The sequence below is a fragment of the Solirubrobacter deserti genome (genome assembly GCF_027587175.1).
In the GTDB taxonomy this organism is placed as follows: Bacteria; Actinomycetota; Thermoleophilia; order Solirubrobacterales; family Solirubrobacteraceae; genus Solirubrobacter; species Solirubrobacter deserti.
In genome coordinates, this window is the sequence record NZ_JAPCID010000030.1 from 16,938 (window position 1) to 41,096 (window position 24,159).

At 71.9% G+C, this 24,159-nt stretch carries 8 protein-coding genes (1 of these 8 cut by a window edge); 7 read left to right on the forward strand and 1 reads right to left on the reverse strand.

The window, feature by feature from the left end; translation table 11 throughout:
- The 7 genes in view from OJ962_RS20115 to OJ962_RS20145 are tightly spaced (at most 51 nt apart) and all read left to right on the forward strand, a layout consistent with a single transcriptional unit that may run on beyond the window.
- Nucleotides 1-14,742 carry the end of an FG-GAP-like repeat-containing protein gene (locus OJ962_RS20115; RefSeq protein ID WP_270006554.1) on the forward strand. The gene continues 16,659 nt to the left of window position 1, outside the view, so 14,742 of the gene's 31,401 nt are visible here — the last part of the coding sequence; the start codon falls outside the window, past its left edge; its stop codon occupies nt 14,740-14,742.
- Nucleotides 14,739-16,094, forward strand: a complete 1,356-nt coding sequence (locus tag OJ962_RS20120) for a hypothetical protein (RefSeq protein ID WP_202957746.1) — start codon at nt 14,739-14,741, stop codon at nt 16,092-16,094. The genes OJ962_RS20115 and OJ962_RS20120 overlap by 4 nt, the downstream gene beginning before the upstream one ends.
- Nucleotides 16,094-18,334 carry a hypothetical protein gene (locus OJ962_RS20125; protein ID WP_202957747.1) on the forward strand — a complete coding sequence of 747 codons (2,241 nt, stop codon included), beginning with the start codon at nt 16,094-16,096 and terminating at the stop codon, nt 18,332-18,334. The genes OJ962_RS20120 and OJ962_RS20125 overlap by 1 nt, the downstream gene beginning before the upstream one ends.
- 51 nt (nt 18,335-18,385) lie before the next feature.
- Nucleotides 18,386-19,723, forward strand: a complete 1,338-nt coding sequence (locus OJ962_RS20130) for a hypothetical protein (protein WP_202957748.1) — start codon at nt 18,386-18,388, stop codon at nt 19,721-19,723.
- Entirely contained in the window at nt 19,724-20,515 is a 792-nt protein-coding gene (locus OJ962_RS20135) for a hypothetical protein (RefSeq protein WP_202957749.1), read from the forward strand. It abuts the gene before it with no gap.
- A complete protein-coding gene (locus OJ962_RS20140) occupies nt 20,512-22,866 on the forward strand; it encodes an NHL repeat-containing protein (RefSeq protein WP_202957750.1) in 2,355 nt (784 codons plus the stop codon). The genes OJ962_RS20135 and OJ962_RS20140 overlap by 4 nt, the downstream gene beginning before the upstream one ends.
- Before the next feature lie 17 nt (nt 22,867-22,883).
- On the forward strand, nt 22,884-23,159 hold the full coding sequence (locus tag OJ962_RS20145) for a DUF2188 domain-containing protein (protein ID WP_202957751.1): 276 nt from the start codon (nt 22,884-22,886) through the stop codon (nt 23,157-23,159).
- 44 nt (nt 23,160-23,203) lie between these two features.
- Here the strand turns inward: OJ962_RS20145 and OJ962_RS20150 are convergent, their stop codons facing one another.
- Nucleotides 23,204-24,142 carry a hypothetical protein gene (locus tag OJ962_RS20150; RefSeq protein WP_202957752.1) on the reverse strand — a complete coding sequence of 313 codons (939 nt, stop codon included), beginning with the start codon at nt 24,140-24,142 and terminating at the stop codon, nt 23,204-23,206.
- Nucleotides 24,143-24,159 lie beyond the last annotated feature (17 nt).

Genomic DNA, 24,159 nt, shown 5'->3' on the forward strand with positions numbered 1-24,159 from the left:
CCCACCGGCACGCCGAACCCGAACCCGGATCCGAACGCGCTGGCCGCGACCAACCCCGGCGCGGGCGTCTCGTTCGGCAGCATGATCCAGTTCACGGATCTGCGGATCGGCGTCAAGGACTTCGTCGTGGACTTCAGCAACGGCGTCCGCTTCTCCGGCACGCTGTTCTTCGCCTCCGGCGGCGCGAAGTTCTTCCCGGGCAAGCCGATCACGGCCACGTTCACCGACCGCCTGACGGCCGACGACCGCAACGCTGACGGCTCGATCAACGACGAGGCGCTGCGGATGGAGCTGGAGTTCGACGCCAGCGGCGCGATCCAGGCCTTCCGCTTCAAGGTCGACACGCTCGAGATCCAGATCTCGCAGTTCGTGACCATCACGGCGCGCGACTTCATGCTCAACACGGGCGCGAACGGCACGCAGGAGCTCGTCGCGTTCGCCGCCGTCGGCGCGAAGGTCAAGGTCGGCCCGCTCGAGCTGTCGGGCGAGGCGCGCAACTTCGCGTTCCTGGGCGACGGCTCGTTCAAGGCCAAGACCGGCTTCGGCGTGTTCGTCGGCGTCGGCGGCGCGACCGGCGACTCGTTCCAGTGGCCGTCGTTCATGCCGGTGCGGATCGACTCGATCGGCGTGCGCTGGCTCGGCAACCCCGAGACCGACCCGGGCAACTTCGAGCTCGTGCTGTCGGCGAGCGTCCAGAGCCTGGCGGGGATGAGCGGCCTGTCGATCACCGGCTCGATCGAGGGCATCCGCATCAACCCGAAGCTGCTGGCCGAGGGCAAGATGCCGATCACGCGCATCGACGCCATCGGTGTGCTCGTCAAGGGCGACATGTTCGGCGGGGAGATCGAGGCCGGCCTGGTCGGCGGCATCCTGCGCCTGGACCAGAACTTCAACATCATCGGCTCCACCGACGACACCACCCCGGTTCGCCAGCGCGTCTTCTACCTCGGCCTCCAGGGCGGCTTCAGCATGGCCGGCATCGCGGGCTTCACGATCCGCGTCGGCCTCTCCGAGCTCGGCCCGCTGTCGGCGTTCATCAACGTCGAGATCCCGGGCGGCATCCTGCTCGAGCCGACCACCGGCCTGACGATCAACGACTTCGCCGCCGGCGTCGAGTTCTTCAAGACGCTGCCGTCGATCGACGACCCGTTCGCACTGACCGGTCCGGACTTCGGCCTGCCGACGCAGCAGACGGCCGACCAGTGGCTGGACGGCCTGCAGCGCCAGGTCGCGCTCCAGGCCAAGACGCTGGCGCAGCCCGGCAACGCGAACAAGGTCGGCTTCCTGGCCGCGTTCACCTCGCCGATGACGATCACCGGCTCGGCGCGCGTGTACTCGATGTACACCTCGCAGGAGGTCTTCAACGGCCAGGTGATCGTGAAGATCTCCACCGACGGCAAGTTCCTGATCGTCGGCAAGCTCAACTTCGCCGCCGACAACATCTCGATCAGCGGCCGCCTGTACGCGGACCTGTCGAAGATCGCGGCGGGCAGCGCGACCGTGCTGTTCCTGGCCGACGTGCCGGACCAGATCCAGCTGCTGCGGCTGTACGGGCGGCTGAAGATGGGCTTCAAGAACGCGAGCGGCCAGGACGTCGTGTTCACCGTCTTGGACCCGACGGCCAACACCGCGGCCGGCAAGCCGACGGCGACCGTCGTGGACCCGGCGCCCGCGGGCGGCAGCACGCAGCTCTCCCAGCTGCGCCAGCGCGACTTCCTCGACATCATCTACACGGCGCCCAAGGGCGGCGCGCTCGACTACGCGTCGATCCTGGACGCCGTCAACCGGGCCAAGCTGCAGCTGACGATCGGGTCCTCGACCCCGTACGGCTTCTCCGGCCTGACGCCGATGGCGGCCGTCACGACCGACGGCGGCGTCGAGTACGTGCCGCTCGTGGTCGAGACCGTCGACGGCGTGAAGGTCGTCAAGCGCGGCGCCGAGGTCATGCTCAGGATGACCGAGCTGCCGGCGGGCGCGACGGAGCAGGACCTGCTGATCGCCGCGATCAAGCGCACGGGCACGACGCGCTTCCGCTACTTCATCAACGGCTCCCCGTGGGCGCTCGGCGAGGCCACCGTCCGCTTCCCGGCGGGCTCGTTCCGGGCCGCCAACGGCACGGCCAACGACGCCATCACGGTCAGCTTCGGCATCGACGGCGCGACCGCGCGGCTCGTGGATCCGGCTGCGAACGGGACGATCGACGTCAACGTCGTCAACGCCCGCAACTGGGTCGACGTCACGTTCACGCCGCCGTCCGGCCCGCTCTCGATCGACTACGCGTCGATCACGGACCTCGCGCCCGAGTTCATGCTCGACGGCCCGGGCCTGGGCACGCTGGTGCTCGACGCGGCGCGCGCGCCGACCCGCCTGGGCACCACGAACACGTTCCGCTACTGGCTCACGGGCGTGCGCGGCGAGGGCGGCATCTCGCTCACCTACCTGCCGAACACGTGGTCGTTCAACTCCAGCGAGGTCACCGGCCTCGAGCTGGTGGCGACCGTGTCGCTGGCGAACGCGAACGGCACCACGCCGCTGACGCCGCAGTCGCTGCAGATCACGCTGCCGGTGCCGACGGGCCTCTCGCTCGACCCGGACTCGGTCCTGATGGACGCCTTCAACCAGCTCACGATCGACGGCACCGGCTGGGCGATCGCGCTCGACCCGACGCGCTCGCCGGTCATGCGCACGCTCGAGGACGGCAGCGTCGTGTGGGACCTCCCCGTCGTGATCACGCCGCCGGCCGGCGCCGACGAGACGGCCGTGACCACCGCGCGCGTCAAGCTCACGCAGGGCGGCCTGTCCTACACGGGCGCGACCACCGGCACGCAGGCGGACGGCACCGCGATCCCGCTCGACGCGACCGCGATCCAGACCGGCCGCACCTACGTCGACGTCCAGTACCGCCCGGGCCTTAACCGCATCCTCGACGAGAGCTCGATCGACGGCGACGAGCTCGTGCTGTCCGGCTTCGGCGGCTCCGGCGCGCAGATCGCGAGCGGCGGCTTCGCGGTGCTGAAGGTCGGCGAGAACACGTGGCGCTACATGGTCCTCGGCACGCTGCGCCCGGGCGAAGTGCTCGCGCAGTTCCAGGCCGGCTCCTGGAGCGACTCCGCGCGCGGACCTCCGGCCGGCGCCTCTGAACCCGCGAACCGCGCCTTCACGCAGCGCTTCAACGTGACGGGCGCCAGCGCCGACCTGATCCGGACGGTGCTCGCCGACAACTCCACCGTCGCCCTCTCCGGCGCGACGATCGGGCTCGGCACCCTCCGCTACCTGGAGGTCACGTTCCGCGGCAGCGCCGGCCACGCCGTCGATCACACAACGATCAACGGCGGCGAGATCGAACTGCGCGACGCCTCCGGCGCGCTCGTCGCCCTCGGCGGCACCTACACCCGCGTCGGCCTCACCGACACCTACCGCTACGCGCTCGGCAGCACGCCGCTGGTCGCGGGCAAGTACACGGTCACCTTCGTCGCCGGCTCCTTCGCCGACACCGGCGGGATCATCAACCAGGCCGAGAACGAGGACTTCTTCCTCGGCGTGGCCACCGCCGAGCTCGGCGACCCGACGCACGCGCAGACGCTCAGCCGCGAGGCGCTCGAGGGCCGTGGCTGGGTCGACGTCACGTTCCTCACGATCGGCGGCGCCGCGTTCGACTCGGCCTCGATCACCGACGGCGACGCCGAGATCACACTCACGAGCCCGGGCTCGAAGATCAGCGTCGACGGCCGCGCCGTCAGCCTCGGCAACGGCGTCTTCCGCTTCTTCTACACCGGCTACAACCGCGCCGGCGCGCTCACCGCCGCGCTGAAGGCCGGCAGCTGGACGACCTCGGCCGGCGTCGCCGTCACGCAGGAGCAGCTGGCGACGGCCGCGACGATCGAGGACCTCACGACCACCGAGGCGATGACGCGCGTGTGGCTCGACGTGCGCTTGAACCCGGTCGGCACCGCCACCGTCGACGCGTCCTCCGTGAACGGAGACGAGATCGCGCTCAGCGGCGCCGACAGCGAGAACCTCGTCAAGTCCGGCACGACGCGCATCAACGCGACCACCTGGCGCTACCTGTACACCGGCCGCCTGACGACCGGCAAGGTCACGGTCAGCTTCCTCGCCGGCAAGTGGAACGACTCCGAGGGCAACCAGGGCCAAGCCGGCGCGCGCGAGTTCGCCGTCGTGACGCAGGCCAAGTCGTTCTTCATCGAGCTCGACGGGGGCATCATCCTGTCGGCCGGGCCGACGGTGAAGCTGCTCGAGGCCAAGGCCAAGGTCATCCTCGAGATCGACGCGGCGCGCAAGGCGTTCCGCCTCTCGTTCACCGGCTCGCTGTGGATCATCGGCCTGGAGACGGTCGGCGCGACCGCCGGGCGCTTCGTGCTGGAGACCGGCAGCGCGTCGGACACCAAGCCGCGCTTCTGGGGCGTCGCGACGATCGAGACCAACTTCGACAAGCTCAAGCCGTACGGCATCGAGCTGTTCGCCAAGGGCACGCTGCAGATCAACACCACCGGCATCCAGCGGACCGAGACGCTGACGCTGCCGGGCCTGGGGCCGAACAACACCGACCTCACGCGCACCTACACGCTGCGCAAGGAGAGCTTCGGGCTCGAGCTCGTGGGCAAGCTGGCGGTCACCGCCAACGGCCAGCAGCTGCTCAACATGCAGGGCGGCTTCGCGCTCAACCTGAGCCCGGAGAAGTTCGAGCTGTTCGCGACCGCTTCGCTGTCCTTCGGCATGGACGGCACGCAGATCAACTTCGGTGAGGCGACGGGCCTGATCGTCGTCCAGACCGGCGTCACGCCCGGCCGCACCCCGGGCGTCGCGGGCATGCTGACCGTCAGCCGCTCGGCCAACATCGGCCTGCCCAACGTCGGCTCGCTGTTCTCGGTCGAGGGCTCCGTGAAGGTGATGTTCAACACCACGATGCAGGACCAGGTGTTCGTCATCCCGGAGAACTTCAAGCCGCTGATGAAGGCGGGCGACGCGCCGACGATCTCGATCTTCGCCGCGGCGCCGACGTTCAGCGGCGAGCGCGACCCGAACGCGCCCCCCGGCGGCGAGATCTACATCGCGGCCAGCATCTCGGCGACGCTGACGATCGGCGGCGTGATCAACCTGTACGGGTTCATCGGCATCGAGGCGGCGGGCAGCGGCGCCGGCCTGCGCTTCGAGCTGGTGGGCGCCGTGAGCGCGCAGATCGACTTCATCGGCTCGGTCGAGGGCTCGATCAGCCTGACCGTCTTCGCGGGCGCCGAGACCGGCGTCGTCGGCCGCGTGTACCTGCAGCGCAAGTCGTCGGACGGCATCCCGGGCATCTCCCTGCGCGGCCAGCTGCTGCTGGAGATCAACACGTTCTCGGACCCGCGGCCGATCGACACGTTCCTGATCGACACCGACCCGAACAACAACCGCTTCGTCGGCTTCCGGCTGGACGCGCAGAAGCGGCCGATCCTGGGTCGCCAGACGATCAACGTCATCAACGGCTTCGAGCTCAAGCTCGCCGGCGAGATCATCTTCGGCCCGCTCAAGATCGAGGGCGAGTTCAAGCTCGCGCTGGGCGCGACGGGCGTGGAGCTGGTCGCGAACGCCTCCATCCAGCTCGACATCATCGGCAAGCTCGAGCTGCGCAACAGCGGCTTCCGGATCAACGCGCAGGGCCTGGTGGCGCGCTTCGCCCCGACCTTCGACGCGAACCTCTTCGGCGCCGGGATCGGCTTCGCGTTCCAGGCCACCGCGCTGATCGAGCTCAACACGACCGGCGTGACGCAGACGTTCGCCGGGCGCCCGATCGCCGCCGGCTTCCGCCTGCGCCTGGACGGCACGATCACGATCCTCGGCGCGAGCGCCAAGGGCTACCTCGACGTGACGATCGCCGCCGGCCGCTTCGAGCTCGCGCTGGGCGTGAAGTTCTCGATCGGCGCCGCCGACACCAGCCCGCTCGTGTTCGACGTCAGCGGCTCGCTCGGCCTCTACGGCGACGGCGTGACCGCGACGCTCGATGTCCACATCGACATGGACCTGCTCGGCATCCTGCACCTCAAGCTCGACGGCTCGATGCGTCTGAGCACGCGGACCTCGCAGACCAAGTACTTCAACCTGGACCTGTCCGGCAAGCTCGACCTGCTGGGCGTGATCTCGATCAGCGGCGGGGTGAAGATCGTCGTCCAGGGCAACTACTGGTCGATCACGATCCCGCAGTCGAACCCGCTGAGCGCCAGCCTCGCCAGCCTGCTGAGCCTGACCGTCTACGGCTCGCTGGACTCCAACGGCAACTTCGAGCTGCGCGTCCAGGGCTCGATCAACCTCTCCTACGCCGGCAACGGCATCAACGGCGCCGCCTGGGTCCACCTCAAGTTCAAGCCCAACGACCCGACCGGTGACGACTTCATCGCCGAGATCGGCGGCTCGTTCGGCGCCTACCTGGGCGGCGTGGAGCTGTTCGGCGTGGCCGCCTACGGGCGCATCTCGGGCAACCTGGGCGACACCGTCACGCTCAAGGTGGGCGTCAAGGGCACCGGCGTGTTCTTCGAGTGGGTCACCAAGATCGTCGAGATGCTCGAGTCCGCGGCCAAGGCCGCGGGGTACGCCATCGTCGGCTTCTTCGAGGACGTCGGGTGCGCGATCGCGTCGCTGTGGGGCGGCTGCCCGCCCAAGCGCGTGAAAGTCGAGCAGCGCGTGCAGGAGCGCAAGGAGAAGGACGCGTGGTTCGAGCTGACCGTCGCCACCTTCCGCCTGCCGGGCTCGCTCAAGAGCACGCCTCCGCCGCCGCCGAACCTCGCGTTCCGCGACAGCACCGGCAAGCTGATCCTCAACGTCGGCGACCGGGCGGGGAACCGCAACTACTCCAAGACCGACATCCACGAGGTCTACGAGATCGCACACCTGGGCGGTGACGTGGGCCACGAGACCGTGCGCGTGAGCGCCTTCGGCCTGCAGGAGACGTTCGAGGACATCAACGCGATCGAGGGCGTCTTCGGGAGCGGCAACGACGGGCTCAACATCCTCGACGGCGTGGTCACGAACGTCCGGGCCTACGGCGGCGCGGGCGACGACAACTTCGGCTACTCCGGCTACGGCAGCGTGTTCTTCGCCGGCGGCGCGGGGGCGGACACGCTGTACGCGGGCCAGTTCGCGACGGGCTCGGTGACCCTGCACGGCGATGACGTCAACGATCCGGCCGGTGCGGGCGACGCGCGCGACGTGCTCACCAACGACTCGTCCGCCACCGGCGTCCTCACGGGCGGCGGGGGCAACGACGAGCTCTACGGCGGCAGCGGCGCGGACGCGCTGAACGGCGGGGCGGGCGACGACCTGCTCGTGGGCCGCGGCGGCGTGGACGGGTACGACGGCGGCAGCGGCAACGACATCCTGCGTACGACGCTCGCCGACCTCGCGATGGGCGAGACCTACGAGGGCGGCACGGACACCGGCAAGGACGCCAACGACGCGACGTTCGACTTCATGGACGCGCTCGAGGTGCTCGGCGACGGCGGTAACAACTCGGTCCGCCTGCGCGTCGAGGGCACGCAGCTCGTGTTCGAGGAGCTCGCCGGCGCGAACATCATCGGCTCGCTGCGCGGCCAGGGCGTCGAGCGCATCCGCCTCTCGGGCGGCTCGGGCAACGACAGCTTCACGTTCGCGGGCGCGCTCGAGAACGGCGGCGTCGTGAGCGTGAGCGTGGACCTCGGCACGGGCGCCGACGTCGTCACCCACCAGGCGTCGACCGGCAACGACACGGTCAACGTGATCATCGCCGCGGACGCGACGTCGATCGACTGGACCGGCCACTACGCGCTCGCCATCACCGACGCGAGCCGCACGGGCGGCGACCGCCTGCGCGTCGAGGCGCTCGGCGGCCACGACGTGATCGACGGCTCGCAGTCGGCGGGCGTCGCCTACTGGGCCGCGGTCGAGCTCGTCGGCGGCGACGGCAACGACGTCGTCGTCGGCACGCCGGTCGCCGACCTGGTCGATTCCGGCCTGGGCAACGACCGCGTCTCCGGCCTCGGCGGCCAGGACACGTTCGCCGACGCGGGCGGCACGGACGAGATCATGGAGGTCTGGGCCGGCGACTTCGGGCTCTACGGCAACCTGCTCGTGCTCGGCGTGCTCGAGACGACGTGCGCGGCCAACACGACCTGCTTCCGCGCGGGCGCGACCGGCGAGGACATCTCGGTCTTCGAGCGCGCGACGCTCAGCGGCACGCAGCGGCGGACCGTCGAGCGCAACGGCAGCAACGTCGTCGTCGACGGCGAGTCCAACCGCTTCTTCGTCGGCAGCTTCGGCGCCGTCCTGATCGGCGGCGCCGCGCAGGTCGGCGTGACGCCGTGGGCGGGCGTCGCGGACCTGATCGGCCGCGACGACGCCGACACGTACGTGATCGCTCCCGGCGGCGTGCGCAACGGCACGGTGCGGATCGTCGAGGTCGACCTGGTGGGCGGCGGCGACACCGTCACCATCAACGGCACCAACCTGCGCGAGACGGGCCGCGTCGAGGCCGGTCAGCAGCTGCGCGACCCCGACGCGAGCGCGGCCGCGGGCGCCGACCGCTTCGTGGCGGCGACGCAGCTGCGCCTGGACGACGGCTCGGCCACCACGACCGTGATCGTGTCCCGCTTCGTCGAGAGCACGTCGCTGCTGCTCGCCGGCGGCGACGACACGCTCGCGGTCCGCGGCCTGAACCTGCCGCTGACCGTCGACCTCGGCGCGGGCGACGACACGGTGCTCGCGGGCACGAACGCGGCCGAGCGCGAGGGCTTCAACGGGGGCGGCACGCTCAACGGGCTCGGCGCGCGCCTGACGCTGATCGGCCGCGAGGGCAACGACCTGCTGTGGGCCGACGACAGCGCCGACACCGCCGACAACACCGGTGCCCTGAGCGCGACCGAGCTGACCGGGCTCGGCATGACCGGCGGCATCGCCTACACCGGCTTCGAGGACTTCACGCTCGCGCTCGGCTCGGGCCACGACACGCTGAACGTGGCCACCACGGTCACCGGCGTCGTGCGCATCACCACCGGCGCGGGTGACGACACCGTCACGATGGTCAGCGTCGACGGCGACCTGGACCTCGCGACGGGGGCGGGCACGGACAAGGTCCGCATCGACCTCGCGCGCAAGACGCTCGCCCTGGACACCGGCAGCGAGAACGACGAGGTCCTGCTCGGCGACCTGCGCGGCGTGACGACCGTGAGCACCGGCACCGGCGCCGACACGGTCACGATCGTCAGCGCGGCCGCCGCACTGACGCTCGACACCGGCGCGGGCGCCGACACGGTGCTCGTCGAGTCCGCCGGCGGCGTCACCGCCATCACGACCGGCGACGACAACGACCTCGTCACGCTGCGCAACCTCGGCGCCGCCACCACGCTGGACACGGGCGCGGGCGACGACATCGTGCGGGTCGGCAACCTCGCCCAGCGCCTGGACGGCATCGCCGCGACGCTGACCATCGAGGCCGGCGCGGGCGCCGACCAGCTCTTCCTCGACGACAGCGGCGACACCACCGCCAACACGGGCCGCGTCACCGCGTCCACCGTCGTCGGGCTCGGCCTCGGCGGCACGCTCACCTACCTCGGCTTCGAGGCCTTCGAGCTGCTGCTCGGCTCCGGCGCCGACGTGCTGTTCGTCGACTCCACGCACACGGGCACGACCCGCATCGACCTCGGCGCGGGCGCCGACCGCGTCGACCTGGAGACGACGGGCGGCCTGACCCGGATCGAGGGCGGCGCGGGCACGGACACGTTCAACGTCAACCCGGTGCTGGACGCGGTCAACGGCCTTGCGGCCAAGCTCACGCTCGACGGCGAGGGCGAAGGCGACACCTACAACGTCAACCTGTGGGGCATCGGCGGGTCCGTCATCGACGTCGCCGACAGCGGGGTCTCCGGCGCCGACGCGCTCAACCTCAACGGCACGCAGGTCGCCGACGTGTTCCTGCTGCGCCGCGACCTCGTCGCGCTCCTGAACGCCGGCGCGCTGGTGGAGCGCATCGAGTACGACACCGCGATCGAGACGCTGTTCATCGACGCGCTCGGCGGCGACGACCGCTTTGCGCTCGACGACAACTCGTCGGTGACCACCATCGAGGGCGGCGCGGGCAACGACCGCTTCCAGGTCGGCCAGATCTTCGGCGACATCGTCTCCACCGAGCCGCCCGCCTGGACGCAGACCACGCGCGGCAAGCTCACCAACGGCAACTCGTTCGCGACCACGATCCGCGGCGAGGCCGGCAACGACACGTTCGGCATCTTCAACCACCAGGCCACGCTCGACGCCCAGGGCGGCGACGACGACGACACCTTCATCGTGCGCACGTTCACCACCGGCACGACGGTCAGCGGCGGGGGCGGCAACGACGTCATCAACTACGTGGGCAACGCGCCGCTGAACGTCGACGGCGGCGAAGGCTCGGACCGCGTGATCTTCTATGGCACCGAGCTCGACGACACCTTCCTGCTGACGGCGACGACGATCTACGGCGGCGGCCGCGCGTTCGTCTACGCGGGCATCGAGCTGTTCGAGCTCGACACGCTCGAGGGCGACGACCTGGTCGTCGTCCACTCCACGGCCGCCGGCGTGACGACGCGCATCCGCACCGGCCTCGGCGGCGACCGCGTCGTCATCGGCGGCGACCACCCGACGGTCGACACCGGCGCGGCGACCCCGGTCATCCCGGCGGCCGAGCACCGCGCCGCGCTGATCCGGGGCCCGCTGTTCATCGACGGCGGCCGGGGCGGCGTCGGCGAGCTCGACCTCCCGCTCGCGATCATCCTGCCGGGTGAGACGGCCACGCCGCCGCTGCCCGCGCCGCTGCCGCCGACGGCGCTGCCCGAGGACGACCACGTCGACTCGCTGACGATCGACGACTCGCTCGGCACCGGCGGCAACGGCGTGCTCACGCGCGACACCATCGGCGGCCTCGGCATGGGCGCCCTGATCACCTACGCCGCCTTCGAGACGCTGTACTTGCAGCTCGGCGCCGGCGTGGACACGTTCACGATCGAGACGACGATCCTCGGCCGCACGGTGCTGCGGACCGGCGGCGGCGCCGACGTCGTGCGGGTGAAGACGATCGACGGCCTGACGACGGTCGAGACCGAGGGCGGCGACGACCGCGTCACGGTGAGCAGCGACCTCGGCACCCTCAACCAGATCACGGCGCTGCTCACGCTCGACACGGGCGACGGTGTGGATTCCGTCCGCCTCGACGACGTGGCCGAGACCCAGGCCGAGACGGCGACGATCAACCCGACGACCGTCACGGGCCTCGGGATGAACGCGGGTGCGCCGGTGGGCGTCGCGCAGCGCCTGACGATCACCGGCCCGACGCTCGTGCTCTACGTCGTGCTCGCCGACGGCACGTTCAAGACGACGGCGCCGCTCGCGGCCAACGCGTCCGCGGCGCAGATCCAGGCCGCGCTGTCGGCGATCGTGAACCCGTACAGCGGCTCGGCGCTGCCGTTCACCGACAACGTGCGCGTCGCGCGCTACGGCAACGTCGTCGAGCTCTACTTCGCCGGTCAGTACCGCACGCGCGGCGTCGCGTTCGCCGAGGGCGCGAACCTCGAGGAGCGTCGGGTCGGCATCGACTATTACGGGGTCGAGAACCTCGAGATCCTCACGGGCTCCGGGGCGGACGTGATCAACGTCAACGGCACCTCCGCCGCGACCACGATCAAGGCCGCCGGCGGCGACGACCGCGTGTACGTCTCCTCGCTCGCCGCGTTCGGCCTGACCGACCGCCCGGCGTACCTGCGCGGCGACCTGAACGCGCTCGCCGGGTCGCTGACGCTCGACCTCGGCGCGGGCCGCCACACGCTGATGGTCAGCGACGAGGCCGCGACGGTGGGCGACACGGTGAGCATCTCCGCCGTCGGGGACGCGATCGCGATCGCCGGCCTGGCCGTGGGTGCGATCAGCTACCGGACCGACGGGACCTTCGCCGACGGGATCACGGTCTGGACCGGCTCCGGCGCCGACACGATCTCCATCACCGCGACCCACCGCGCCGCCGGCGTGCGGACGGTCACGTTCCTCAACACCGGCCTCGGCAACGACGTCGTCACCGTGGACCTGGACGCGGGCGAGGACGACCTGCTCGTGCTCGACACGCAGGGCGGCGTCGACCACGTGCTCGGCCTCGGCGGCTCCGACGTCGCCTCGGTCAGCGTGGACGGCCTGACGCTTGCGCCCACCGCGTGGGTCGCCTACAACGGCCGCGTCGGCCTGCTGAGCGCGCCGCAGCCGGGCTCGACGATCTCCGTCACGTGGCGCACGACCACCATCCGCGCGTACCACCGCAGTGCCACCGGCGTGATCGCGACCGGGCTGGACCTGAAGGCCGGCGACGTCGTCACCGCAACCGTGAACGGCGTCGCGGTTTCGGTCACCGTGGACTTCGGCGCGGACACCGTGACGGTGGCGGGCGCGGACGGCGCGCTCGTCGTGCTCACCGTCGTCGCCTTCACGACGCAGACGTTCAACGCGCCGCAGACGCCGCTGGTGAGCGACAACGACACCGTTCACGGCGAGGCCTCGACGCTGGGGCTGATCATCTTCGGCGGACAGGGCGACGACGAGCTGCACGGCGGCTCGGGCGCCGACCTCATCTTCGGCGACCGCGGGCGCGTGGTGGCCGGCGGCAGCGTGTTCGGCAACGGCGGCCTCGGCGACACCACGGACGGGCTCGCGACGCCGGTCGGCCTGATCCAGGGCACCGACGCGTGGGTCGGCGGCAACGACAAGCTCTACGGGCGCGGCGGCGACGACGTGCTCGTCGGCGGCTCCGGCGCGGACACGATCGACACGGGCGAGGGCGACAACGTCGCGTTCGGCGACAACGGCGTCATCGAAGTGGGTCGCACCATCGCGACGCAGAACCCGACGTTCGGCGCCGGCGACCACATCATCGGTGGTGGCGGCCGCGACGTCCTGCTCGGCGGCGCCGGCGACGACACGGTGATCGGCAGCGCCGGCAACGACCTCCTGCTCGGCGACCACGGCGTGCTCAGCTACGACACGCACCTCGTGCGCACGAGCGACTTCAACGACGGCGGCCGCGACCGCATCGAGGGCGGCGAGGGCGACGACGTGCTGGCCGGCGGCACCGCGGGCGACACGATCGACGGCGACGCGGGCCACGACCTCATCTTCGGCGACCAGGTCAGCCTGGACGGCGCCACGATCGTCGACCTGTTCCACTCCGTCGCGCACGCTGCCGCGACGATCCCGGCGGGCAAGCTCGGCGCGTTCGGCGACGACTACGTCACCGGCGGCGCCGGCCACGACCGCATCTTCGGCCAGCTCGGCCACGACGTCCTGCTCGGCGACGGCGCGATCGAGGACCCGGCCGCGGGTGCGACGCGCCTGCCCGGCGCCGGCGATCCGCTCGGCGCCCTGATCGTCGCTCCGGCGATCGAGCGCCTGACCGACGGCAACGACTGGATCGAGGGCGGCGGCGGCAACGACGTGCTGTTCGGCGGACTCGGCAACGACGTGCTGCTCGGCGGCAGCTCGAGCGCCTTCACGCTCGTGCGCGCCGACCAGCGCCCCGACGGCGGCGACTACATCTTCGGCGGCGCGGGCACGCGCATCGCGGCGAACACGATCTCCGACGGCCTCGCGGACGCGGACACGATCATCGGCGACAACGGCAACGTCGGCGACGGCAGTGTGACGCTGCTCGACGGCTCCGGCGCGGACGAGGTCCACGGCGAGGCCGACGCCGACCGCATCCACGGCGGCGTCGGCAACGACCGCCTGTTCGGCGACGCGGGCGCCGACAGCATCCTCGGCGGCTCCGGCCACGACTGGATCTCCGGCGGCACCGGCAACGACGGCGCGCTCGGCGAGGACGGCGACGACGTGATCTTCGGCGGCCTGGGCGACGACGCGATCGACGGCGGCGCCGGCGACGACGCGCTCTCCGGCGCCGAGGCGCTCGAGTTCGCGTACGCGGCCAACCGCTTCGACGGCGGCGTCTCCGACGTGGTCCGCAGCGACTACCTGCGGCCCTACAACCCGGGCAGCCTGCTGCACTACGGCCTGCACGCGACGGGCGCGACGCTCGCCGGCTTCGCGCTGTTCGACGAGACGCGGCCGTTCCAGCGCATCCTCGTCGGCGGCGTCGACTTCTTCCTCAACCACGACGCGGCCAACGGCCCGAAGCTCCCGCTCGTCCCGAGCGACGGCGACGACCAGCTCGTCGGCGGCACCGGCAACGACTGGCTCTCGGGCGGCACGGGCCGCGACGCGCTGGCCGGCAACGACGGCGACGACGTGCTCAACGCGGACGACGACCTCACCACGGGCGCCGGCGCGAACCTCGTCAACGACTCGGGGGCGACCTACGCCGACACGCTGCGCGGCGGCGCCGGCCGGGACCGCTTCCTGACCAACAACGACGGCGACCAGGTCGTCGATCCGGACGCCGCCGACACGGCCACGCCACTGCCGCAGCCCAACACGCCGCAGCCGGGCTCGCCGCAGCCGCTCGACCCGGCGCCGCTGCCGGTGCCGTCGGTGGAGCAGACCATCGTCTCCAGCGCGCCGCTGAACCCGGGCGCGGTCCGGCCGGGCGTGCGCCTGAACCCGGAGCGCGACAAGGCGAAGCCGAAGAAGAAGAAGGCCAAGAAGAAGAAGGCCAGCAAGAAGAAGAAGAAGGCGTCGAAGAAGAAGACGTCCAAGAAGAAGAAGCCTTCAAAGAAGAAGAAGCCGAAGAAGAAGGGGACCAAGTCGTGAAGCGACTCTTGACACTCGCCGCGGCTCTCGTGGTGTGCCAGGCGGCGCCCGCGGCGGCTGCGAGCCTCGACGATCCGGCGGCGCAGTGGCTGCCGCGCACGGACGGCGCCACGTGGATCTATGAGTGGGCCAACAGCGCCTACTCGCCGCCGCGAGCCGAGCGCTACACGTTGACGGGGCGCACGGGCACGGGCTTCCGCGTCGCGTGGGAGGAGTTCATGCTGCGGCCGGAGGACAACCCGGCCAACGGCTTCGCGGACTTCCGCCACACGGACGCGGGCCTGATCAACACGAACTTCCAGTCCACGCCGGTGCCGCCGCAGTTCCCCGTGCTGTGCGGGACCGCGGCGCGCTGCTCGAACTCGCTCGCCGGCACGGTCTTCCAGCTGTTGTGGGGCACGCGCTCGCCCGTGCTGGCCGAGCCGCTCGTCGAGGGCACGACGTGGAACTCGGTCGGCGGCACGACCAACGATGTCACGGCCTCCAACCGCTACCGCGGCGTCGTCGACGTCAGCGTCCCGGCGTTCCCGGCGGGCGTGAAGGCGGCCAAGATCGAGTCCGTGATCACGCAGGCGGGCGCACTCGGCGACCCGTTCGGCTCCGGCCTGCGCACGGTCTGGTGGGTGTACGGCGTCGGCCCGGTCAAGATCCTCTTCCAGCACACGTCGGGGGAGACGAGCTACGCGACGCTGCAGCAGACCAACCTCGCGCCGCGGCCGCTGCCCAGCGACGCGAACCTGATGCCGCTCGCGCTCGGCACCGAGTCCACCTACCGCTGGCGCAACTCGCGCCACATGAAGCGCTGGTCCGAGCAGCGGCTCACGGTCGCAGCGACCTCGAACAACACCGCGCGCGTGAACGTGCTCGACACGCGCGGGCCGATCGACGTCAACGCGAGCTACGTGTTCGCCAGCCGGCTCGGCGGGCTCACGAACGTGACGACCGCCGTGCGGAGGGCCAACACGGGCGCGCGGCTGCCGCAGCTCGGCCCGGCGCGTGGGCCGAAGGGCCGCGCGCGCTTGATCACCCCGCTCGACTTCATGTCCTACGGCTTCAACCCGGTGTTCCCGGCGTACGCGGCCACCGGCCAGGCGTGGCGCTCCTCGCGCGAGTCGGCTGACTTCGCCGTCTACGGCGTGACCGGCGACTCGACCGTCCTCGGAACGCGCACGGTGCGCGTGCCGGCCGGGCGCTACCGCGACGCGGTCGCGATCCGCTCCAAGCTGCGCCAAGCCGACCACCCGTTCGGCTCGGGCACGCGCACGATGTACTTCGCGCCGGGCGTCGGGCTGGTGAAGATCACCTTCCGGCACGCGGACGGCAGCACGTCGACCGTGGAGAAGACGGGCTGATGCGCCGCGCTATCGCGTTGGCCGGTGCCCTGGCGGGCGCGCTGACCGGGCTGAGCGCCGCGCCGGCGGGCGCGCAGATCCAGCCGCCGTCACTCACCGCGGACACGACGTTCGCGTTCGCGGGCGTCTCGCAGTACGACTTCCGGCCGGGCACGGACGCCGACCGCGCGCGGCGCGTCGCCGTCGACGAGCTCCGGGGCCGCATCTACGCCGTCGGCTCGACCGAGACGGCGGGTGCGAGTTCGGTGGCGGTCGTCGCGCGGCGCACGGACGGCTCGCTGGACGCCACGTTCGCCGGGGACGGCTCGCTGGAGCTGCCGCTGGGCCGCGACGCCGAGGGCGTGGACGTCGTCGTGCTGCCGAACGGTCACCTGCGCGTGCTGGCTCGCACCGACGTGGCCGCGTCCGGCGCGGCCGACTACGACACGGCGATCGTCGGCCTGCTGACGGACGGCTCGCCCGACCCCGACTTCCCCACGGACACGTTCGCGGCGGGCACGGGCGACGACGCGCCGAGCGCGCTGGCGCTCGCGCCGGACGGCCGGCTGGCGGTCGCGGGTGGGACGGGGAACGACACGTTCGTGGTCGTCGGCGACAGCGTCGAGGTCATCGACGCCGCGCCGGCCGCGGTCGACGCCGCGGTGGACGTCGCGTGGGCCGCCTCCGGGCCGGTCCTGCTGATCGGCACGCCGACGGGCGCGGTGCTGGCGAGCGACGCGTTCGCCACGCCGATCGCGGTACCGGGCGCGACGTCGGTCACGCCTGGCGCCCTGCTCGCGTACGGCGGCGGCTACTGGGTGACGGGCACGACGGTCGTCGCGGGTGACTCCGACGCGTTCGTGGCCCGCGCCAACAGCGCCGGCGCCGGGTTGGAGACGCGCCGCTTCGACATGCGCGGCTCCTCCTTCAGCGGCGGCCAGCAGGTGATCGGCCGCGGCCTCGATCTGGCGCTGGCGCCGGGCGATCCGGACACGCTGGTCGTCAGCGGCTCCTCCGAGGTCGACCGCGGCCCGCAGTGGGCGCTGGCCGCGTTCAACCGGCTCGACGGGCCGCTCGCGGACCTGGCCTACACGGACCTCGTGCTGCCGGTCGTCGGGCACGAAGGCGAGGCGAGCGGCCTCGCGGCCACGACGGGTGCGGTGGCGGTCGCGGGTGTGCTCGAGGACACGAGCACGGGCGACTCCAGCCTCGCGACCGCGCGGGTGCTGATCGACGCCGAGAAGCGCTGTGACCTCGCACTGGCCGTGGTGTCGCCGGTCGAGCTGCTGCTGCGCGGCCGGGCGCCGGGTACGGTCACGGTGCGCGCGACCAACAACGGCGCGCGGCCGTGCTCCGGGCTGATCAGCGTCTCCAAGCCGTGGGTCGGCGGCGGCGTGGACGTCGGACGGCTGCTGCCGGGCCAGAGCGTCACGCGCGATCTGACGGTCGGCTACGACGCGCCGCTCCCGACGGACGCCACGTTGGAGCTGTCCCTCGTCTCCGCGAGCGACGCCGCGGCGGGCGACAACGTCGTGCGTCTGCGCGCCGTGTTCGCGTTCTGCGATCTCGCGCTGCGCGTGCTGGACGCGCCGCCGGTGATTGGCACGGAGGGCTCGCGCCCGTTCGCCTTCACGGTCCGCAACGTCGGCACGGCGCCGTGCCGGGGCGCGCAGATCATCACCTCGGCGCCGGGCGTGCGGTCCGGTGCCGTGATCCCGTACGCGGTCGCGCCAGGCAAGTCCGTCGAGGACGAGATCTCGGTCGGCGTGGTGCGGGGCCTGAAGACCGGCTCGCGTGCGGCGCTGGCGTTCCGGGTCGTGGACGCGGACGACGTGGTCAACGGCAACGACACCGCGGGCTCGGAGGCGGTCGTCGTGCGGCCGGGCGACACGAACGCGCGCACGCCCCAGCGCGGCCGCTCGTTCAGCGGGCGCGCGTCGCGCGGCGCCGCCACGGGTGTCTCCGCGCGGACATTGCGGGTGCGGCGCGTGCAGATCGCGGTGCGCCGTCTGGGCGGTGGCTGCCGCTGGCTGAGCTCGGCGCGGGGGGACCTGCGGACGGTCGACGAGAGCGCCGCGGGCAAGTGCGACGAGCCTGTCTGGGTCACGGTCAAGGGAACGGAGCGTTGGAGCCTGCGGCTGAAGGAGCGCCTGGCGCGCGGGCGCTACGAGCTGCGCACCCGCGCCGTGTTGGCCAACGGGTTGGCCGAGGGCCGGTGGTCGCGCAGGGACAAGAATCTGATCCGTTTCCGGGTCCGGTAGACGAATGTCGGGGGCGGCTTTGTGCCGCCCCAGCACTAAATTCGCCCTCCTATGTGGAGGACGTCCATCGCTGCTGCCCTGACCGCGTTGCTGCTCGTGCCCGCGGTCGCGTCCGCCGGGCCGCTCGACGATCCGGCCGAGCAGTGGCTCCCGCGCACCGACGGCGCGGCCTGGACGTACGCGTGGACGAACTCCACCTACCAGGCGACGCCGCGCGTCGAGCGCTACACGATGGCGGCGCGCGCGGGTACGTCGTTCCGGCTGCGCTGGGACGAGGTCAACCCGCCGCCGACCGAGACCGCGTCGGCCGGCACGATCGACTTCCAGCACACGGACACCGGGCTCGTCAACACGAACTACCAGTCCTCCCAGCCCCCGCCGCGGTTCCCGATCCTGTGCGCGTCGGCCACCGACTGCGCGAGCTCGCTGAGCGCGGCCTGGTACATGGTCATCTGGGGCACGCGCTCGCCCGTGTTCGCCGAGCCGATGCTCGACGGCACGCGCTGGAGCTCGCTGGGCGGCGCGGCGAACGACGTCGCCTCGTCGAATCGGTACGCCGGGCAGGTCAAGGTCACGGTGCCGGCGTTCCCGGCGGGCGTGCAGGCCGCGCGGGTGGACGCCGAGGTCACGCAGGCGGGCGCGATCGGCGACCCGTTCGGGACGCTGACCCGGACCGTCTACTGGGTGCGCGGCGTCGGCCCGGTCAAGGTGGTGCTCAAGCACGCGAGCGGCGAGACCTCGACGGCCGACCTGACCGAGACGAACCTCGCGCCCAAGCCGCTGCCGTCCGACCAGAACCTGCTGCCGCTCAATCGCGGTGACTCCGGCACCTTCCGCTGGCGCAACTCGAAGTGGATGAAGGCCTGGTCCACGCAGTCCTACGAGGTCTCCGACGTGTTGAACTCGACATCGCGCGTGGACTTCAAGCACGTGCGCGGCCCGCTGCGCGTCGCCGGCGCCTACACGCTGGCCTCGCGGCTGTCGGGCGTGACCCTGCTCGGCGGCTCCACCCAGTCCACGGGCGGCAAGTTCCCCAAGCTCGGCAGGTCGCGCCGCTTCACGACCCCGTTCGACCTGATGGTGTACGGCTTCAACCCGGTGATCCCGAGCCCGGGCACGGCCAAGGGCACGACCTGGCGCTCGTCCCGCACCAGCCGTGACTTCTCGATCTTCGGCGTCTCCGGCAACACGACCCTGTTGGGTGAGCAGACCGTCACCGTGCGCGGCAAGAAGTACAAGGCCGTCGCGATCCGTTCGCGCCTGACCCAGGGCAGCCACCGGTTCGGCTCGGGCACGCGCACATCCTGGTTCGCGCCGGGCAAGGGCCTGGTCAAGCTCGTCTTCAAGCACGCCGACGGCTCCGTGTCGACGGTCGAGCGGGTCAAGTAGGTGCGGCTCGCGCCCGTCCTCGCGCTCGCGGCCGTGGCCGTCGGCTGCGGGAGCTCCGAAGACCCCGAGCGGGCCGAGGTCCGCGCCTACCTCGAGCGCGTGAACGCGGTGCAGAAGGGCCAGACCGAAGGCCTCGAGCGCGCGAACACCGTGCTGCGCGGCTACGCCCAGGGCAAACCGGTCGGCGCGCCCGCGCTGGAGGGGATCATCGGCGACATCACCCGCGCCCGCGGCGCCGTCGCCGCCGTCAAACCGCCCGCGAAGGCCCGCGACGTCCACGCGAGCCTGCTGCGCATCTACGACGTGGACGCCGAACTGGCCGAGGAGACGCTGCGCATGGTCCGCTACCAGGAGGCCGCGCCGCGTGCGCTCGCGCCGCTGGACCGCGCGAGCGTCCGCCTGCGCCGCGACCTGGACCGCGCGCGGCTCTCCTCCACCCAGGCCCGCGCACTCTCGAGGTTCGCCGGCACGGTCGACCGCTCGCACGAGCGCCTTGACGCCCTCGACGTCCCGGCCCTGCTCGCGCCCGCCCACAAGGCCCAACTCGCCCGCCTCGAGTCGACTCGCTTGCTCTCGCGCAAGCTCCGCACCGCGGTCGCCGAGCGCGACTCCAAGCGCGTCGCCAAGCTGCTGCTGCGCTTCCGCCGCTCCGCGCGCTCCCAGACCTCCGAGCGCGCCCTCACCAAGCGTGGCCTCGCCGCCTACACCACCCGCCTCGACGAGCTGACGACCGCCCAGGTCGAGTTCGGCCGCGCGCAGGCCCGTCTCAACCGCTCCCTCCGCTCGACATGAAGCGTCTTCTCTTCCTCATCGCCTTCCTGCTGTTCCCGGCGAGCGCGCACGCGCAGCTCAAGCCGTCGCTGAAGATCGACTCCAACTTCGCGCCGCTCTCGGGCGTGGCCGCCGACGGCTTCGCCACCGAGTTCGCGACCGAGTCCACGATGGACGTCGCGGTCCACGGCGATCGGATCTACACCGTCGGCTACGGGACGGTGGTCAACGACGTCAGCGCTGTCGTCATTGCGCGGCACAAGGACGGGACCTACGACCCGACGTTCTCCGGCGACGGCAAGCTGGTGATGTCGGTGAGCCTTCCGGGCGAGCCTGACAACGCGAACGCGGTGTCCGTGCTGCCGGACGGCCGGCTGCGCGTCGCCGGTCATACCGATGTCGGCGTCGGCACGGACCGCAACGACGAGGTGGTGATCGTCGGCCTGCTTCCGAACGGCGACCTCGACCCGAGCTTCGGCGACGGCAACGACGGCGTCCAGCTGCTGTCGGTGAGCAGCGGCAACGACAGTGCGCGTAGGATCGCGATCGACGCCGCTGGGCGCATCCTGCTCGGCGGCTATACCTCGCCGTCCAACATCCGCGACGCCTTCGTCGCGCTGCTGAACCCGGACGGCTCGCCGGTCACCGGCTTCGGGACGAACGGCGTGCAGCGGCTGCCGGCGGCGAACGGCTTCAACGACGAGGCCAAGGATGTCGCGTTCCGGCCGGGCGGTGGCGTCGCGGTGCTCGTCCAGAACGCCGGCTCGGCGACGTCGACCAACGACCAGTACCCCGACGCGACCGGCTGGATCCAAGGGCTGCGCGAAGACGGCTCCGTCGATCCGGCGTTCGGCACGAACGGCGTCCTCGACGCCTCGGGACTCGGTGCGCGGCCGGTGAATCCGCTGTCGATGCTCGTGCACCGTGGACGCCTCTGGGTGAGCGGGAACGTCAAGACGGGCGTCGATCAGGACGCGTTTGTTGCCCGGGCCGAGGGGGACGGCACCGGCCTCCAGGTCCGTCGCTTCGACTATCGCGGCACGCACACCGGGACGGACGCCATCGTCAGCTCCGCGGGCCGGATGGTCGTTCTGCCGGGGCCGCCGGAGACCATGGTGGTCGTCGGCGAGTCGAACCGCTCCGGCAACCTGCAGTTCTCGGCCGCGGCGTTCTATGAGCCGCACGGTGACCTGGCTGCGGCTCCCGCCGGCGACGTCGTCATCGAGACGTCGGCACAGACGCTGCTCAACTCGGTGGCGGTCGAGAGTCCTACGTCCGTGATCGCCGGCGGCCTCATCCTCAACACCAACAACAACCTTGATCAGAACCTCGCGACCATGCGGCTCCTGCTGGACGCGGACAAGGCGTGTGACCTCGCGATCGACGTGCCGACCCCGCTCGAGTTGACGTTCCTCGGGCGCCAGGGCACGGCCGCGCAGATCGCGGTCGAGAACAAGGGCGAGCGGCCGTGCGGCAGCGAGATCGCGCTCGCGGCGCCGTACAAGCTGGGGCGCGCGATCAACACCGGGATCATCCCGCCGGGCGGTCGGTTCGTGGCCGACAACGTGCCGATCACGGCCGCGACGATCCGGCGCGACGACGACGTGGCGAAGTTCTCGGTCAGCGGGCCGGGGGACAAGGACGCGACCAACAACGTGCGCGGCGTGCGCGCGGTGTTCTCCTTCTGCGACCTCGCGCTGAGCGCGGTGCAGAAGCCGGCGACCGTGCCCAACGAGGGCGGGCGCCGGGTCGAGATCGGGCTGCGCAACGCGGGCACGCGCACGTGCCGGGGCGTGAAGTTCAGCGTGGCGAATGGATCCGGCGCGGGGCTGAGCCGGCCGTACTCGGTCGAACGGGGGCGCAGCGTCTCCGACGACGTGGTGGTGTCCGCGAAGGCCACGGCGAAGGTCGGGAGCAAGGCGACCGTGCGGGTGACGACGAGCTCGACCGACGAGGACGTCGTTCCCGCCAACGACTCGATCCGCCTGACCGCGCGGGTGGTCGGCGTGGGCGACACGCGCGTGTCCTCAGCCACCGCCGCGCGCCTCTCCGGCTCGGCCACCCCCGGCAAGGGCACCAAGGCCGACCGCAAGGGCGTGCGCCTTACCGGCGTGGAGGTGGCGGTGCGCAAGCTCGGCAGCGGGTGCCGCTGGCTGAGCGGCAAGAACGCCAAGTTCACCAACCGCGAGACCGACTCGTGCACGCCGACCGGCTGGCAGAAGGCGTCCGGCACCCGGTCGTGGCGGTTCACCATGCGGGCGCTGCCCGCCGGCCGGTACGAGGTCTACACCCGCGCGGTGACCGCGAACGGCTTCAAGGAAGGCCGCTTCTCGACCAAGGACGGCAATCGCCGCACGTTCCGCGTGCGCTAGCGGGTAGCCCTCAGGGCATGCCTGACATCACGGTGCAGCGGCACGGCGACCGCTGGGCGATCGTCGAGCCCGGCGTGGCGTCGCCGACCAAGGAGTTCGAGACGCGCGACGCGGCCGAGTCGGCCGCCCGCGCCCTGGCCGGCGACGGCCGGGTGGACGTTCGCGAGGACGACCCGATGGGCCTCGCCGACGCCCAGGGCCACGGCGCGGGCGAGCCGGAGGGCACACCGGCCGGCGGCCCGACCGGGGTCAGCGGGCGCGAGCGTGCGCGCTCCAACCAGGCCGGTCTCTGAAATCGGGGGAACGAAACTGGCGGATAGCGCCAGTTCGGTTCCCCTCAAGGGTCGGGGTAGGGCTGCAGCGGCACGCCGTGGGCGGGCAGCTCACGCGCGCCGAGCTCGTAGGCGCCGCCCGCGGTCGTCGCGAGCTCCGCGGAGGAACGGCCGGGGCGGCGCACGCCCAGCCGCACGCTCGCCAGCCCTGAATGCAGGACGGAGCGGGTGTCGCCCTGGCGCGGGCCCGTGTAAGTGAAGGCGACGGTCTGGTCGAGGTCGGCGTGGGCCGCAACGCGCAGCTCGATGCCCCGGCCCGGCACGATCGCCTCCAGCCGGCCGGGCGCAGCGACCACCCGCACTCCGGGCACATGACCCAGCCCACCCAGCCGGAAGCGGCGCCCGGCGACGAACACCGCGCCGTTCGCGATCCACGGCGACAGTGCGCCGCCGACGCGCACCCGTGCCAGCGCCAGCTCGAGCCAGGCGTCGGGCTCGTCGTCGAAGCCGGCAGCGTGCAGCCAGACCCAGCGCTCGGCGTGCTCTCGGCCCCAGTTGTGCCCGATCGTCGCCCGCCAGCCGACGACGTCGACCACCACGCCGTCGACGACCACGCGCCCGCTCACGATGCCGTCCGGCACCGGTGCGACCAGCTTCGTCTTGGGGAGCGGCGCGCGGTAGAGGAGCCCCGGGCGCAGGTGGCGCAGCTCGGGGGCGCCGGTGACGGTGAGGTCCCACTCGGCCATCCGCCCGCGCGCGCGGGCGCCGCCGCGGAAGCGATCATCGCCCGCGGTCACGTCGTCGCCGAACGCAGTCACGGACTCCTTCACCGCGGCCGGCCCGCCGCCGCCCGCGGGGTCGAAGACGGTGCACCAGAGCGCGGCCGAACCGGCGTCCGCGCCGGTGAAGTGGTGGCGCGTGTGACGGATCCAGAGCGCTCGAACCGGACGCCCCGGCTCGGTGTCGCGAGCGCTCACGAACCAGGACTCATAGCGGCCGGCCACAGCCACAATTGTGCCGT

Excerpts from the sequence above, each read along its gene's own strand:
- OJ962_RS20125 (WP_202957747.1), top strand. The coding sequence starts at position 16,094 with ATGCGCCGCGCTATCGCGTTGGCCGGTGCCCTGGCGGGCGCGCTGACC.
- OJ962_RS20130 (WP_202957748.1), top strand. The coding sequence starts at position 18,386 with ATGTGGAGGACGTCCATCGCTGCTGCCCTGACCGCGTTGCTGCTCGTG.
- OJ962_RS20140 (WP_202957750.1), top strand. The coding sequence starts at position 20,512 with ATGAAGCGTCTTCTCTTCCTCATCGCCTTCCTGCTGTTCCCGGCGAGC.
- OJ962_RS20145 (WP_202957751.1), top strand. The coding sequence starts at position 22,884 with ATGCCTGACATCACGGTGCAGCGGCACGGCGACCGCTGGGCGATCGTC.